Raw genomic sequence first — 15,465 nt, 5'->3', positions numbered from 1 at the left:
GAATCTCGCTGCGTCAGTCCGCGGTCGCCTCGGCCGGCGTACCCGCGCCGGAACCGCCACCACGGCGGCGCCGGCGGCGGCGCGGCTTCGATGCCTCGCCCTCGACGGCGGCGGCGGCCGGCTCTGCCGGTGCCGCCTCGGCCGAGATCACCGCGGTCGGCTCGCCCGCAACCGTCTCGCCGGCGCGGCGGCGACGCCGGCGACGCGGGGTGCGGCCGGCTTCGTCGCCGGCGGTGTCAGTGGGTGCCTCGGCAGCCGGCGTGCCGGCGTCGGTGCGGTCCCGGCGGCCGTCGCCGCGGCCACGGCGCTCACCCCGGCCGTCGCCGCGGCTCTCACCGCGTCGCGGGCCCCGGCCGCCGCTGTCGCCCCGGCGGGAGCGGGTCGTCCCACCCAGGTCCTCTTCGATCTCGGCGGACAGCCCGGCCCGGGTGCGCTCGGCAGTGGGCAGAGTGCCGCTGACCTCGGTGGAGATGTGCAGGTCGGTGTAGAGGTGCGGCGACGTGTGGTACGTCTCCGGCGGCTCGGGCATCTCCAGACCGAGGGTCTTGTCGATGATCCGCCAGCGGGGCATGTCGTCCCAGTCGACGAAGGTCACCGCGACGCCGGTCGCCCCGGCCCGGCCGGTACGGCCGATGCGGTGGGTGTAGGTGTCCTGGTCTTCCGGGCAGTCGTAGTTGATCACGTGGGTGACGCCTGTGACGTCGAGTCCACGGGCCGCCACGTCGGTGGCGACCAGGATGTCGATCTTGCCGGCGCGGAACGCCCGCAGCGCCCGCTCACGGGCGCCCTGGCCGAGGTCACCGTGCACCGCGGCGACGGCGAACCCGCGGAAGTCGAGATCCTCGGCGACCCGGTCGGCGGCCCGCTTGGTGCGGGTGAAGATCATGGTCAGCCCGCGCCCCTCGGCCTGGAGGATGCGCGCCACCACCTCGACCTTGTTCATCGAGTGGGTGCGGTAGACCAGCTGCTGGGTCTGCGGCGACGGCCCGGTCTCGGCGGTGTGCCCGGCGTGGATCGTCATCGGCTGGCGCAGGAACCGCCGGGACAGGGTGACGATCGGGTCCGGCATGGTCGCCGAGAACAGCATCGTCTGCCGGTCCTCCGGAAGCATCGCCAGGATCTTCTCGACGTCGTCGAGGAAGCCCAGGTCGAGCATCCGGTCTGCCTCGTCGAGGACGAGCGCGTGCACCCGGTCCAGGCGGAGGTGCTTCTGCTTCTGCAGGTCCATCAGTCGGCCCGGGGTGCCGACCAGGATCTCGACGCCCTTGCGCAGCGCGTCGATCTGCGGCTCGTACGCCACGCCACCGTAGATCGGCAGCACCCGGACGCCGCGCGTCCGGCCGGCGGCGGCCAGATCCTTGGCGACCTGGATGCCCAGCTCACGGGTGGGGACGACGACCAGCGCCTGGGGGACGCCGTCGCTGCCCTCGCTCGGTGCGAAGACCCGCTCCAGCAGCGGTACGCCGAAGCCGAGGGTCTTGCCGGTGCCGGTGGGTGCCTGGCCGATCAGGTCGACGCCGCGCAGCGCGATCGGGATCGCGTACTCCTGGATGGCGAACGCGCGGGTGATGCCGGCGGCGGCCAGCGCCTCGACGGTTTCCTCGCGGGCACCGAGGGCCGCGAAGGTGGGAGCCTCGGGTCGGACCGGGGCGGTGGGGGCCAGTTCCTGGCCGTCCATCAGATCTTGAGTCAGCTCGCTCATGTGGATGTGGGGGTGCCCTCTCGTGGGTGCGCCCCGTCTCGTCCTCAGGGCGCGTTCGGTATGACGCGGGCCACACGGTCGGCGGCAGAATGCCGAGCCGGACCGGGCCGCACGCGCGCCGCGGGCTGAGCTTCGATCAGATCGGCGCCCACGGCAACTGCTCTATGCTACCTGAACAGGCAAGCTCACGTCCCGATTCCCGGTCGGCCAGCCGCCACGCGGGGCGGTCGAATGTGACCTGCACCACACTTGCTCGGGTGCTCGTTCGTGCCCCGCACGGGCCACCCGGCGCCGGCCCCGCACGGTAGCCTGCGCTCGTGTCCGCGCCGACCACCCCCGGTCCCGCCGTCGCCGACCTGCTGGGCCTGGTCGCCTTCGGTGAGCTGCTCGCCTTCGAACGCATGGCCGGCGACGCGCGACTCGCCCCCGACCTGCATCGACGCGCCGCGCTGAGCCAGATGGCCGCGGCCGAGATCGGCAACTACCGCCGGCTCGCCGACCGGCTCACCGCGCTGGGTGTGCCGCCGGAGGAGGCGATGACGCCGTACGTGCGGCCGTTGCAGGCGTACCACGACTCCACCGAGCCGCGGGACTGGGCGGAGGTGGTCACCAAGGCGTACGTGGGGGACGCGATCACCGACGACTTCCTCCGGGAGATCGCCGACGCGCTGGACGAGCCCGACCGGGCGCTGGTGCTGGACGTGCTGCACGACTCCCGGTACGCGGAGTTCGCCGTCGCCGAGATCCGGGTGGCCGTCGCCGCCGATCCCCGGGTTGCCGGTCGGCTCTCCATGTGGGCCCGGCGGCTGGTCGGCGAGGCGTTGTCGCAGGCCGGCCACGTCGCCGCCGAACGGGCCGCACTCACCGCGCTGATCGCGCGGGGCGACCGGGTCGACGTGCCGGGATTGTTCTCCAGGCTCACCGCCGCCCACACCGCGCGGATGGCGGTCGCCGGACTGAACAACTGACCGTCACCCGTCGGGTGCGGCACCGGCCCGCGGCAGGTGGCCTGCAAACGCCGACCTGCCGCGACGGCCGGACCGGTCAGCGAACGGTGAAACCGACCGCTCGCGGGGACGCCTCGGCGATCTCGACGTAGGCGACCTTCTCGACCGGAACGATGACCCGCCGGCCCTTCTCGTCGGTCAGGGAGAGCGTGCCGCCGTTGCCGGCGAAGGCGTCGGTCACGATCTGCTCGATCTCGGCCGGCGACTGCGCGCTGTCCAGAACCAGCTCGCGCGGCGCGTACTGCACGCCGATCTTGACCTCCACTGTGCCTCCTCAACTGGGGCGATAACCGCCCTGCGAAGGCTATCCGATCACGGGGTCGACGGTCAGGCTGACTCACCTTGCAGCGGGAAGCTCGCGATGCCCCGCCAGGACAACGCCGCCACCAGAGCCTCGGCCTCCGCCTTCGGCACCTGCCGGCCACCGGCCAGCCAGAACTGCGCGGCGGTCTCCGCCGCGCCGACCAGCCCGGAGGCGAGCAGCTCGGCGTGCGACCGGCTCACGCCGGTGTCGGAGATGATGGTGTCGGTGATCGCCGCGATGCAGCCCTGCTCGACCCGCTCCACCCGCTGCCGCACCGCCGGGTCGTTGCGCAGGTCCGATTCGAAGACGAGGCGGAACGCCTCGCTCTCGTGATCAACGAAGTCGAAGTACGCGCGCACCGACGCGCTGACCCGCTCCTTGTTGTCGCTGGTGCCGCGCATCGCCTCGTGCACCTGAGCGACGATGGCGTCACAGTGCGTGTCCAACAGGGCCAGGTAGAGGTCCATCTTTCCCGGGAAGTGTTGGTAGAGCACCGGCTTGGAAACCCCGGCCCGCTCGGCGATGTCGTCCATCGCCGCGGCGTGGTAGCCCTGGGCGACGAATACCTCCTGCGCCGCCGCGAGCAGCTGCTTACGGCGCGCGGAGCGGGGCAGGCGGGTGGGCCTGCCAGCGGTTTGTGCGCCGTTCCCCACAGCGGTCATGGGATCCTCCGAGTTCTCCGTACGGGCCGGCATTTTCCCCCCAGACCGGGGCGGCCCTCGACCGCGTCGTGGAAATGGCCCGCCGCTGTAACTTATCGCCACTCTCCCCACACGGTAGCCTCAGCGAGGGCGACCAAGGAGCGCGCGGTGAGTGAAACAGGGCAACCCGGAGCCGCCACCCCGGGAGAGCACGGTGACGGAACGGGTCAGCACGACGACCCGGGCCGCTCCGGCAGCGGGTGGGCGCCCTCGACGGGCGGGTGGTCCCCGTCTGCCGAGCGCGAGGCGGCCGGGGAGCAGGCACCACCGTGGCAGCGGCCCCCCGCGTCCGGTTGGCGTGCCTCCTCCACGAGGCACGGCGACCTGCCGGCGCCTCTGCCCGGGCTGACCGGTGACCCCGAGCGCCCCGCCCGGGTCAACGGTCACCACACCAACGGTGTCCACCACGACGAGGCCGAGATCGACAGCGACAGCAGCGGCGACAGCGAGACCAACGGCGCCCGCCACGGCGATGCGGAGATCAACGGCGTCGCGCACCTCGGCGGCGGGGCCCCATCGGGCCGCCAGACACCGGTGAGCGCGCCGCCCGGGCGGGCCGCCGACGACCGGCCCGACGTGGGCGGAGGCCGGCTGGTGGTGCCCGCCCAGCGTCCCGCGCCGGTCGGGGAGCAGGGAACGGCAGAGGCCGACACCGGCCCGGCCCGGCACTCCACCACCGACCCTGCCGCGCCGCGCGGCGTCCGCTGGGCCGACCCCGGTCTGCCCAGCACGGCGCCGGCCTCCATCCAGGTGCCGCCCGTCGGCACGGCCGCCTCGGGTTTCGAGGTGCCGCCCGGTCTGCGCGCGCCCACCGGCGAACGGCCCGCCGTCGACGATCAACCTGCCGTTCCGCGTGGTTGGCAGGCCCCGCCCCCGGCCGAGGCGTCGGCCGAGTCGGGGCGTGCCTCCGGGCGCGGCGACGACGCGGAACCGGAGCGCCCCAGCGGGGACACGCACCGGGCGGGTGAGTCGCCCTCCATCGAGCCGGACTGGTCCGGGCCCAGCTGGAACCGCCCGAGCTGGGGCAGTGGGTGGGCACCGCCCTGGTCCCGCCAGGACGGCGAGTCGGCCGGCCGACCGGCGCGGGACGAGTCCGCGCCGGGCTGGGTCGCCGAGCCCCACCAGCCGTACGAGCCGGTGCGCGCGGAGCCGACCCGGCCATACGAGCCGGGGCCGGCCGAGCCGCCCCGCGCGTACGACGTCACCCGGGACGCGCCCCGGGCCGAGGCGGACGCCGACCCCGGCACGCCCACGCGCCCGTCCTGGGCGGGTGAGCGGCCGGCCCCGATTCCGATCACCGTGCCGCCGGCCGTCTCCCGGCCCGAGCCGACCGAGCGGCCCTCCTGGGCCGGTGGGCCGGCGCCCGAGCCGACCAGCGGGCTTCCCGCCGACCGTCCGTCCTGGGCCGCGCCGGCCCCGGTCAGCGCGGCGGCCGACCCGTCGCCTCGCGCGGCCGGCACCGACCCCACCCCGACCAGCGGCCCTCCCGTGCCCCCGCGCACCGCGTCGCCCGCCGTCGACCGCCCGTCCTGGTCCGGTGGCCCCGCTCCCACGAGTGGGCCGCCGGCCGTCGAGCGTCCGTCGTGGGCCGGGGGGTCCGCATCGGGCGACGCCGTCCGTAGCGAGCCGACCAGTGGTCCGCCGGCCGTTGACCGTCCCTCCTGGGCTGGGGGGTCCGCCCCCACGAGTGGCCCGCCGGCCGTCGAGCGTCCATCGTGGGCCGGGGGGTCCGCGTCGGGCGGTGCCGCCGCCCGTGCCGAGCCGACGAGTGGTCCGCCGGCCGCTGACCACGCCTCCTGGGCCGGCGGTTCGGACCCGACGCCGGCCAGTGCCCCGCCGTCGCGCCCGTCCTGGGCCGGCCCCGCATCGCCGCTCCCACCGCCGCCGCCCCGCCCCTCCTGGGCCGGCGGCCCGGACCCGACGCCGACAAGCGTCCCGCCGTCGCGCCCGTCCTGGGCCGGCGATCCGACGCCCGTCGGCGCACCGGCGAGCACGCGCCCGTCCTGGGCGGGCCCGGCACCCGTCGATCCGCCAGTGCCGGCCGATCCGCCGCCGGCGCCCGCCGGCCCGCCGCCGACGGTGACCGACGCGCCGCCACCTGCGGCACCGGTCCGTCCGGTGACCGAGCGGCCCTCCTGGGCCGGTGGATCGCCGACACCCGTGGCGGCCGAGCGACCCGACTGGTCCGAGGGACGCATCCCCGCAGCTCCGGCCGAGCGTCCCTCCTGGCCGGCCACCCGGCCGGCGGTCGCTCCCCGGGCGAGCGACGCGGGCGAGTCGACTGGCCCGGTCCGGCCGACCGCGCCGTTCCGACTCCGACCGGCGACCCCCGAGCCGCCCGAGCCGTCGCCCGCCGAGCCGGCCGCTGCCGCCCCGCCGGCAACCGGTCCTTCCCTCGCCGGCCTCCCGCCCTCGGCCGGTGCCGGTCCGGCCTCCGCCACCGGCGGCCCCGGGCGTCACGACCGGCCGTCACCCGCGTCCGCCCCTCCCTACGCGGCTCGCCGATCCGCCCCCGACCCGGCGTCGCCGGTCGAGCCCGCCGACGGCGGGCGACGGCCCGACACGTCGGCGGTGCTGCCGCAGCGCGTCCCCGCGGAACCGGACGTGCCCGTTGTGCCGGAGCCGCCAGCCGTGGAGCCACCCGCCGAAACCCCCGAACTCGCTCGCATCGCCACCCACCTGCGCCGCGACGACGAGCCCGCTCCGTTGCGGGAACGTCCCGAGGGGTTCGACGTCAACGCCATCCTGGACGCGGTGCGGGAGGTGGCCGGCGTTCGGGACGCCGCCCTGCGTCGTACGCCGGCCGGCGCGCACAGCCTGCGACTGGACCTGGCCGACGGTGCCGATCCGGCCGAGGTGAGTCGACAGGTGGCCCGGCTCCTCCAGGAACGGATGGGGCTGGCCGCCGCCCCGCAGAACGTGCCCGGCCTGCCCACCACGCCAGCCCCGCCGGTCCGCCGTCGCGCAGCCGAGCCACGACCGGCCGAGCCGCGCGCCACCGAGCGACGAACTGCCGAGCCGCGTCCCGTCGAACCGCGATCTGTCGAGGCACGGCCCGCCGAGCCGCGCGACACCGGCGCGGAACCGCGTACCGCCGAGTCGTCCTCGGTCGCTCGGTCCTCGGGTGGTCGGGCCGAGGCCACGCCGACGGGCCCGGAGCAGTGGGCCGGGCCGGACGCCGCGCGTCGACGGCGGGCGGGCGCCCCGCACCGGGGCCGCGCCACAGTCGAGGAACCCGGATCGGTCTCGGCCGCGCCGACCGGCGGAGCCACCGGCAGCCCGGCGACGGTCGGTACGTCGTACTCCGGCGGTCAGGTGACCACGACGGAGTCGGCGCCTTCCCGGCCTCTGGACACCGGCGGCGTGCCGGGGCCACGCGTGGTGATCGACCACGTGCAGGTCAGCACCTTCGGTCTGGACGCCAACGTGGAGGTGCGGCTGCTGGCCGGCGACGACAGCGCGGCCGGGTACGCGACCGGGCCGGCGGTGGACGGTTACGTGCTGCGTCTCTGCGCGGTGGCCGCGGCCGCCGCCGTGGACGAGTTGCTGCGCGGGGCCGAGAACGCCGAGCGTGGCCGCTGCTTCGTCGAGCACGCGGCGGTGGTGCCGTTCGGCAACTGCGAGGTGGCCACGGTGGTGGTGCTGCTGGTCTGCGAGGGCTGGGTCGAGCAGCTCGCCGGTTCGGCGCTGGTGGCCGGCGATCCGCGCCAGGCGGTGGTCCGGGCGACGCTGGCGGCGGTCAACCGTCGGCTGGAGGCGCTGCTGTCCTGAGTGGTCCGAGGCAGACTGGGAGGATGAAGCGCGCCTCCCTCTGGCCGGACCATCTCCTCCCCGAGGTGGGTGTACCGCCGCCGTGGCCGGGCCGGGAGGTCCGCCTCGACGGCGTCGCCACCTATGTGCGGGACACTCCGGCGACGACCGTCGACGCGGAACCGGCGTTGTACGTGCACGGGCTGGGCGGCTCGTCGCAGAACTGGACCGACCTGGCCGGGCTGCTCGCCGACCGGCTGGACGGCCAGGCCATCGACCTGCCCGGGTTCGGCCGCAGCGAGCCGGGCCGGCGGTACACGATTTCGGCTTTCGCCGACCTGGTCATCCGGTGGATCGAGCACTCCGGTCGGGGGCCGGTGCACCTGTTCGGCAACTCGCTGGGCGGCGCGGTCTCGGTCCAGGTGGCGGGGCTTCGGCCGGACCTGGTGCGCACCCTCACCCTGATCTCTCCGGCGTTGCCGTTTCTGGACTTCCGGCGGTCGTTGCAGGGCCGGATGTTGCCGGTGCTGGCCATTCCCGGCGGTGAGCGCCTGGTCGCCCGGCATCTCACCCAGCTCGCGCCCGAGGTGATGGCCGAGCAGGTGCTCCAGGCGTGCGTCGCCGACCTCAGCCGGATCTGCGATCAGCGCCGGGCCGAGGCGTTGGAGGAGATCCGGGTGCGGTACGAGGCGGCGCACTATGCGGCCGCGTACGTCCGGACGTTCCGGGGGCTGGTCTCGTCCTTCCTGCGGGCGTACCTGCCGGGGGCGGGCTCGCTGTGGCGGCTCGCCGGGGCGGTGCGCGCGCCGACGCTTGTGGTGGGCGGCCGGCAGGACAGGCTGGTCGACGTTCGCGTCGCACCCCAGACCGCCCGGGTCATTCCGGACAGCCGCCTGCTGATGCTCGACGGCGTCGGTCACGTGGCGCAGCTGGAGGTTCCCCGGCTGGTCGCCCGGGCGGTGGTCGGCCTGCTCGCCGAAACGGAGGACGCCGCCCGGCCGTCCGATCTGGCAGGCTGACCGGGATGTTCAGGTCCGCTCGTCGCCGCCGTCGCCTCGCACTGATCGCCCAGTTGGTGGCGTTGGTGCTGGCGGTCGGCGCGGCGTTGACCGTGATCGCCGAGGGTCCGGGCGTGCCACCGGATCGGCTGACCGCCGACGAGATCGGGCCGCCGCTGGTGGCCGGGCCGTTGCCGCCGTCGGCCTATCCGTCGCCGACCGCAACCGCAACCGCTGCGTCGCCGAGTCCGTCGCCGAGCCCGTCGCCCGTCCTGCGGATGCCCGGCGCGGTGCCGACCGCGGGCACCGGCCGGTTCGGCCACGACGACCGCACCGGCCCGGTGCTGGGCCGCTCGGGCGAGCTGCGCCGCTACCGGGTGGCTGTCGAGTCGGGCAGCAACGAGGACATCGCCGCGTTCGCTCAGGCCGTCGAGGTGGCGCTCGCCGGGCCGGGCAGCTGGGTCGACAGCGGCCGGCTGCGGTTGCAGCAGGTGCCGGGGACCGCTCCCCGGGACTTCACCGTCTACCTGGCGACCGCCCGAACGGCGGGCCGGATGTGTTCCGAGGGTGGCGTGGACATCCGGATCGGCGGGCGGCCGTACACCTCCTGCCGCGCGCCCGGCCAGGTGATCATCAACCTGGATCGGTGGCGGTTGTCGGTGCCGCACTTCGTGTCGGCGGGCGTGCCGTTGGCGGTCTACCGGACGTACGTGGTCAACCACGAGGTGGGTCACCAGCTCGGGCACCGGCACGAGCGTTGCCCGGGCGCGGGGCGTCCGGCGCCGGTGATGATGCAGCAGACGCTCTTTCTCAACGGGTGCCGGGTCAACCCGTGGCCGTACGTCGACGGTCGGCGTTACGCCGGCCCGGCTCTCTGACCCATCCGGTCCGCCACCCCCCAGAAGACCTATTGCGGCAATAGAAGCCAAAAGCGGAGAATTGCCCGAATAATCTGGCAGGCTGGACGCCATGACGCCGTCGTCCCCTTACGGCCCGCCCGAGCCGCCTGACCGGTCCGCGTACGAGGACGCGCGTCCCACGCTCGTGCGCATGCGCCGCCGCCGACGCCGCAGCCTGCTGCTCGGCCTGCTCGTGGCCGCCACCGCCACCGCCGTCGGTGTGACCGCGACGCGGGGCGACGAGCCGCCGGCCGACGTACCGCCCGCCCCGACCCAGGGGATGGGGCTGGGCGGCGGGGAGGTCCACCCGGTGCCCAGCGCCTACCCGTCGGTCGGCGCGGGACGGTTCACCGTCGCCGACGGGGGGACGTCAGTACACGGTACGGACGGACCGCTGCGCCGCTACCGGGTGGTTGTCGAACGGGGCAGCGGCCAGGACGCCGACGCGTTCGCCACGCGGGTGGACGAGGTGCTGGCCGACCCGCGCAGCTGGATCGCCTCCCGCGAGCTGCGGGTGCAGCGGGTGGCCGACGTCGACCAGGCCGACTTCACGATCTATCTCGCCACCCCGGTCACGTCCGAGCGGATGTGCGCCGAGGGCGGGTTGACCACCGAGCGCTACACCTCGTGCCGGCTGCCCGGTCAGGTCATCATCAACCTGGCCCGCTGGCAGGAGGCGGTGCCCGACTACGGGGCCCCGCTGGAGACGTACCGCACGTACGTCATCAACCACGAGGTCGGCCACGAGTTCGGCGAGGAGCACGAGGCATGCCCCGGTCCGGGGGAGCCCGCTCCGGTGATGCAGCAGCAGACGTACGGGCTGAAGGGCTGCGTGGCCAACGCCTGGCCCTACCTCGACGGCCGTCGCTACGCCGGCGACATGGTCCCCTGACCGACCGGCGCGAGTTATTCCCCTCCCGCATCGCGGGCCACGTGTCCTCCCTCATGGCCGAGTGCGGCCCGGGCGAGCAACAATGGCGCGGTTCACACCGCCGATCCCGGGGAGTCCACCGTGTCGTTGCCCCCGCTCGTCGAGCCCGCCGCCGAGCTGACAGTTGACGAGATCCGCCGCTACTCGCGCCACCTGATCATCCCGGACGTCGGGGTGGCCGGGCAGAAGCGGCTGAAGAACGCCCGGGTGCTCTGTGTCGGCGCCGGTGGCCTCGGGTCGCCCGCCCTGCTGTACCTCGCCGCGGCGGGGGTCGGCACCCTCGGCATCATCGACTTCGACACCGTCGACGAGTCCAACCTCCAGCGCCAGGTCATCCACGGCGTGTCCGACGTCGGCCGATCCAAGGCCGAGTCCGCCGCCGCGTCGATCCGCGAGATCAACCCGCTGGTCACCGTGGAGATCCACAACACCGCGTTGGACCGCGAGAACGTCCGCGAGATCTTCGCCCAGTACGACCTGATCGTCGACGGCACCGACAACTTCGCCACCCGGTACATGGTCAACGATGCGGCGGTGCTGCTCGGCAAGCCGTACGTCTGGGGCTCGATCTACCGCTTCGACGGCCAGGCGTCGGTGTTCTGGGCCGAGCACGGCCCCTGCTACCGGTGCCTCTACCCGGAGCCGCCGCCGCCCGGCATGGTCCCGTCCTGCGCCGAGGGAGGCGTGCTCGGCGTGCTCTGCGCGTCGATCGGCTCGATCCAGGTGAACGAGGCCATCAAGCTGCTCACCGGCATCGGTGAGCCGCTGGTCGGCCGCCTGATGGTCTACGACGCCCTGGAGATGGAGTATCGCAAGATCAAGGTCCGGAAGGACCCGAACTGCGTGCTCTGCGGCGAGAACCCGACCGTCACCGACCTGCTGGAAGACTACGAGGACTTCTGCGGCGCGGTCTCCGAGGAGGCCCAGGAGGCGACGCTCGACTCGACCATCACCGCCCTGGAGCTCAAGGAGTGGCAGGACGCCGGCAAGGACATCTTCCTCGTCGACGTACGGGAGCCGGCCGAGTACGAGATCGTGCGGATCCCCGGGGCGACCCTGATCCCCAAGGGCGACATCATCTCCGGCGAGGCGCTGGCGAAGCTCCCGCAGGACAAGCAGATCGTCCTGCACTGCAAGTCGGGCGTCCGCTCGGCGGAGGCGCTCGCCGCGCTCAAGGCGGCCGGGTTCCGCGACGCCGTCCACGTGCAGGGCGGCGTGCTGTCGTGGATCAAGCAGATCGACCCGTCACTGCCCGCGTACTGACCGGCCCGCCGGGGCGACGCCACACAGCGCCGCCCCGGCGCCGGCCCGCTGTGGCGGCGTACGCCGCCGCCGACGGTAAATCGACGCAAGTGGCTCCGTGTGGCGCTGCGACCGGAGCGACGCAGCCATTTCCAGCTGGCCGATTCCCCGAGGCGGGATCGTGTCTGCGCAGGTAGCGTCTCCGCCGTGGTCGACTTGGAAGCCGCGATCGGGTTCGTCGTGGCGCATGGGGACGCGGTGGAACGCGCCCGCCTCTCCTGGCTGCGCAACGGCACGCAGGTGCCGCCGGAGCTGTTGGAGGTGGCCGAGGTCGGTCAGTCGCCCGATGGCGGCTGGCCGGCGAGCTGGGGTGGCGAGGTCGCCTCGGTCGACGCCACCTGTTTCCGGCTCGCCGAGCTGGACGACCTGGGCGCGCTCGGCCGTCCCGCCGCCCGCCGGGCGCTGGACTGGTTGGCGTCCCGGCAGCAGGCGGACGGCGGCTGGGACGAGGACCTGTCGCTGACCGGCTCGGCCCCCGAGTGGGCCCGCCCCGGCGATCCGGAGGCCAAACTCTTCCTCACCGCCAACGCCGGCTTCTGGCTGACCGTCGCCGGCCTGGACGCCCGCGCCTCGGGTCCGCTCGATCACCGGGTCGGCGGGGCGTACGCCGGGGTGGTGCAGGCGGCGGCCCAGTCGATCGTCGCGCGGTTGCGCCCGGACGGGAGTTGGCCGTCGTTCCTCGCCGCCGGCTGGCTGAGTGCCGCCGTGCTGCACCGCCAGGAGATGTTCCAGGAGTCGGCGCGGATCCAGGTGGTGCTCGCCGAACGGATGCCCACGATGTCGCCGGGCGACGTGGCCTGGTTGGGGGCTACGCTGCGCCGGGTCGGCATCGACCTGCGCGACTGGATCATGGTGCGGGCCCTGCGGCGGCTCGCCGAGACCCAGCGCAGCGACGGTGGCTGGGAGAGCGACGACGGTCACCAGTTCGACGTGCACGCGACGCTGTCCGCGATCCGGGCCGCCCGGCCCGCGGCGGCCGGAGCCACCGCGCAGCCGGGCTGACACGGCCCTGGCTGAAACAGGCCCTAGCGCAGGTGCCCGTCCCCGGTGACGACGTACTTGGTGCTGGTCAGCTCGGGCAGACCCATCGGACCCCTTGCGTGCAGCTTCTGCGTCGAGATGCCGATCTCCGCGCCGAACCCGAACTCGCCCCCGTCGGTGAACCGGGTCGAGGCGTTCACCATGACCGCCGCCGCGTCGACCCGGGCGACGAAGTCGCGGGCGGCGCTCGCCGAGTCGGTGAGGATCGCCTCGGTGTGCCCGGTGCCGAAGCGGCGGATGTGCGCGACCGCAGCGTCCAGCGACTCGACCACGGCGACCGAGATGTCGGCCGACAGGTATTCGGTGGCGAAGTCCTCCTCGGTCGCCGGGACCACTGCGGCCGAGTGCGCGGCCACCTCGGGGGAGCCGTGCACGGTCACCCCCGCCTCGGCGAACGCGGCCAGCATCGGCGGCAGGAACGCGTCGGCCACGTCGGCGTGCACCAGCAGCGACTCGGCGGTGTTGCAGGTGGACAGGCGCTGCGTCTTGGCGTTCAGCGTCACCGCTACGGCCTTCGCCACGTCCGCGGCGGCGTCGACGTAGACGTGGCAGTTGCCCACCCCGGTCTCGATCACCGGCACTGTCGACTCCTCGACCACGGTGCGGATCAGCGACGCGCCGCCGCGCGGGATGAGCACGTCGACGAGCCCCCGGGCGCGCATCAGCTCCTTGACCGAGTCGCGGGAGCTGGCGTCGAGCAGTTGCACCGCGTCGGCCGGCAGGCCGGCCCCGGCGATCGCGTCGCGCAGCACCGCGACAAGCGCGGCGTTGGAGTGCGCGGCCGAGGACGACCCGCGCAGCAGCGCCGCGTTGCCGGACTTGAGGCAGATCCCGGCGGCGTCCACTGTCACGTTCGGGCGTGCCTCGTAGATGATGCCGACCACCCCGAACGGCACCCGGATCTGGCGTAGCTCCAGGCCGTTGGGCAGGGTCAAACCGCGGACCACCTCGCCGACCGGGTCGGGCAGCGCGGCCATCTGGCGCAGCGCGTCGGCGATGCCGGCCACCCGGCTTGCGTCGAGGGCGAGCCGGTCCAGCACGGCCGCGCTCAGCCCGGCTTCGCGGCCGGCCGCCAGGTCCGTCTCGTTCGCGGTCAGGATCTCCGGTGTACGCGCCACCAGCGCGTCCGCCATCGCGACCAGCGCGGCGTCCTTGACCGTACGGGTGGCCACGGCCAGGTCGGCGGCGGCGTCCCGCGCCCGTCGCGCCTGCTCGACGACGCTCATGCGGGCACTCCGCTTCGCTCCGTGCCGTCCTGCGGCACCGACGCCCTGAGCTGATGATTCATTCGCTGGCGCTCACTCATCGACTACTCCTCAGCTGGGCGGTTGGCTTACAGCAGCACGAGGTCGTCGCGGTGGACGACCTCCCGTTCGTACGCCGGGCCGAGCGCCGCGGCGAGTTCGGAGGTGGAGCGGCCGAGCAGCCCGGGCAGCTCCACCGCGTCGTAGTTGACCAGGCCACGGGCGACAGGTGCGCCTGCGGTGTCGACCAGGTCCACGGGGTCGCCAGCGGTGAATGTGCCGTCCACGGCGGTGATGCCGGCGGGCAGCAGCGACTTGCGTCGCCCGACGACGGCGGCCACCGCGCCCGGGTCCAGGTGCAGCCGCCCTCGGGGCGAGGTGGCGTGGGCCAGCCAGAACAGCCGGGCCGTCGGGCGCTGCCGCTGCGGGTGGAACAGCGTGCCGACGGGCTCGCCGGCCAGCGCCGGTGCGGCCAGGTCGGCGGCGGTGAGCACCACGGGGATGCCGAAGCCGGTGGCGATCCGGGCCGCCTCGACCTTCGTCACCATGCCGCCGGTGCCGACCCCGGACCGGCCGGCGCCGCCGATGGTGATCCCGGCGAGGTCCTCGTCGCTGCGGACCTCCGGGATGCGGGTCGACTGCGGGCGGGCCGGGTCGCCAGTCCAGAGCGCGTCCACGTCGGAGAGGAGCACCAGCAGGTCGGCGTGGACGAGGGCGGCCACCAGGGCGGCCAGCCGGTCGTTGTCGCCGAACCGGATCTCCTCGGTGGCCACCGTGTCGTTCTCGTTGACGATCGGCACCGCGTGCAGGTCGAGCAGTTTGCGCAGCGTGCGGTACGCGTTGCGGTAGTGCGCCCGCCGGGTCACGTCGTCGACGGTGAGCAGCACCTGCCCGACGGTGCGGCCGTGCCGGGCGAAGCTGGCCGCGTACCGGCCGATCAGGAGGCCCTGGCCGACGCTGGCGGCGGCCTGCTGGGTGGCCAGGTCGCGCGGACGTCGGATCAACCCGAGCGGGGCGAGGCCGGCGGCGATCGCGCCCGAGGAGACCAGCACGACCTCGCGTCCCTCGGCGGCGAGTCGGCCCAGGGTGTCGACCAGCGCGTCGACCCGCTCGTCGGCCAGGCCGCCGGTGGCGGTGGTCAACGAGGAGGATCCGATCTTGACGACGACCCGTCGGGCGGCCGTGACTGCGTCGCGCACCCGCCCATTCTGCGTGGTCACGCCCGCGTCGCCCGGCGGCGTTCCCATATGGTGGCCGATTGTGACTCCTGACGAGTACGTCGAGGCGGTGCTGGACCTCGTGGAGCGGATCCCGGAGGGTCGGGTGATGTCGTACGGGGCGGTCGCCGACGCCCTGGCCGAGCGCTCGGGTCGTGCCTCCGCGCGCCTGGTGGGCTCCATCATGGCCCGGCACGGCAGCTCGGTGCCCTGGCACCGGGTGGTGACCTCGTCCGGGCGGCTGCCGCCGGGGCACGAGCGGGAGGCGCGGGCCCGGCTGCGGGCCGAGGGGGCGCCGTTGCGCGGCGAGGGCGTGGACATCACGGCGGCGGGCTGGTCGCCGGAGGAGGGGATGTGACGCGCGCCATA

General features: G+C 74.4%; 12 protein-coding genes and 1 pseudogene. 8 read left to right on the top strand and 5 right to left on the bottom strand.

Annotation, left to right across the window (positions count from 1 at the left end):
• Positions 1-13 precede the first annotated feature (13 nt).
• A complete protein-coding gene (locus AB0B97_RS17475) occupies positions 14-1,702 on the bottom strand; it encodes a DEAD/DEAH box helicase (RefSeq protein WP_357494577.1) in 1,689 nt (562 codons plus the stop codon).
• A 317-nt stretch (positions 1,703-2,019) separates the two neighbouring features.
• Between AB0B97_RS17475 and AB0B97_RS17470 the strand changes: the two genes are divergently transcribed.
• A complete protein-coding gene (locus AB0B97_RS17470) occupies positions 2,020-2,670 on the top strand; it encodes a ferritin-like fold-containing protein (RefSeq protein ID WP_357494575.1) in 651 nt (216 codons plus the stop codon).
• Positions 2,671-2,746: 76 nt separating this feature from the next.
• Here AB0B97_RS17470 and AB0B97_RS17465 read toward each other — a convergent pair whose 3' ends face one another.
• A complete protein-coding gene (locus AB0B97_RS17465) occupies positions 2,747-2,974 on the bottom strand; it encodes a DUF3107 domain-containing protein (RefSeq protein ID WP_030329796.1) in 228 nt (75 codons plus the stop codon).
• Between the two features lie 62 nt (positions 2,975-3,036).
• Positions 3,037-3,675: a TetR/AcrR family transcriptional regulator gene (locus AB0B97_RS17460; RefSeq protein ID WP_039909051.1), complete on the bottom strand. Its 639-nt coding sequence runs from the start codon at positions 3,673-3,675 to the stop codon at positions 3,037-3,039.
• Positions 3,676-5,202: 1,527 nt separating this feature from the next.
• Between AB0B97_RS17460 and AB0B97_RS17455 the strand changes: the two genes are divergently transcribed.
• The 6 genes and pseudogenes from AB0B97_RS17455 (at position 5,203) to AB0B97_RS17430 (ending at position 12,596) form a co-directional block, all read left to right on the top strand.
• Positions 5,203-7,485 (top strand): hypothetical protein, encoded by a 2,283-nt coding sequence (locus tag AB0B97_RS17455; protein WP_357494960.1) that lies wholly within the window; start codon positions 5,203-5,205, stop codon positions 7,483-7,485.
• A 23-nt stretch (positions 7,486-7,508) separates the two neighbouring features.
• Entirely contained in the window at positions 7,509-8,483 is a 975-nt protein-coding gene (locus AB0B97_RS17450; RefSeq protein ID WP_357494573.1) for an alpha/beta hydrolase, read from the top strand.
• 5 nt (positions 8,484-8,488) lie between these two features.
• Positions 8,489-9,340: a DUF3152 domain-containing protein gene (locus AB0B97_RS17445; protein WP_357494571.1), complete on the top strand. Its 852-nt coding sequence runs from the start codon at positions 8,489-8,491 to the stop codon at positions 9,338-9,340.
• Between the two features lie 172 nt (positions 9,341-9,512).
• Positions 9,513-10,253, top strand: a complete 741-nt coding sequence (locus AB0B97_RS17440) for a DUF3152 domain-containing protein (RefSeq protein ID WP_357494569.1) — start codon at positions 9,513-9,515, stop codon at positions 10,251-10,253.
• 53 nt (positions 10,254-10,306) lie between these two features.
• Positions 10,307-11,555 (top strand): annotated as a pseudogene (gene moeZ, locus AB0B97_RS17435) (adenylyltransferase/sulfurtransferase MoeZ).
• Positions 11,556-11,690: 135 nt separating this feature from the next.
• The gene (locus AB0B97_RS17430; protein WP_357494958.1) at positions 11,691-12,596 is read left to right on the top strand and encodes a prenyltransferase/squalene oxidase repeat-containing protein; all 906 of its coding nucleotides are present in this window, start codon (positions 11,691-11,693) and stop codon (positions 12,594-12,596) included.
• Positions 12,597-12,619: 23 nt separating this feature from the next.
• Here the strand turns inward: AB0B97_RS17430 and AB0B97_RS17425 are convergent, their stop codons facing one another.
• Positions 12,620-13,861, bottom strand: a complete 1,242-nt coding sequence (locus AB0B97_RS17425) for a glutamate-5-semialdehyde dehydrogenase (protein WP_357494567.1) — start codon at positions 13,859-13,861, stop codon at positions 12,620-12,622.
• 107 nt (positions 13,862-13,968) lie between these two features.
• Complete coding sequence (gene proB / locus AB0B97_RS17420; protein WP_357494565.1) at positions 13,969-15,126, bottom strand: glutamate 5-kinase; 1,158 nt, start codon at positions 15,124-15,126, stop codon at positions 13,969-13,971.
• Positions 15,127-15,139: 13 nt separating this feature from the next.
• Between proB and AB0B97_RS17415 the strand changes: the two genes are divergently transcribed.
• Positions 15,140-15,454, top strand: a complete 315-nt coding sequence (locus tag AB0B97_RS17415) for an MGMT family protein (protein WP_357494563.1) — start codon at positions 15,140-15,142, stop codon at positions 15,452-15,454.
• Positions 15,455-15,465 lie beyond the last annotated feature (11 nt).

The organism is Micromonospora sp. NPDC049004, from assembly GCF_040649315.1.
Classification (GTDB): Bacteria; Actinomycetota; Actinomycetes; order Mycobacteriales; family Micromonosporaceae; genus Micromonospora.
This window is presented reverse-complemented; position numbering and strand designations above follow the sequence as displayed.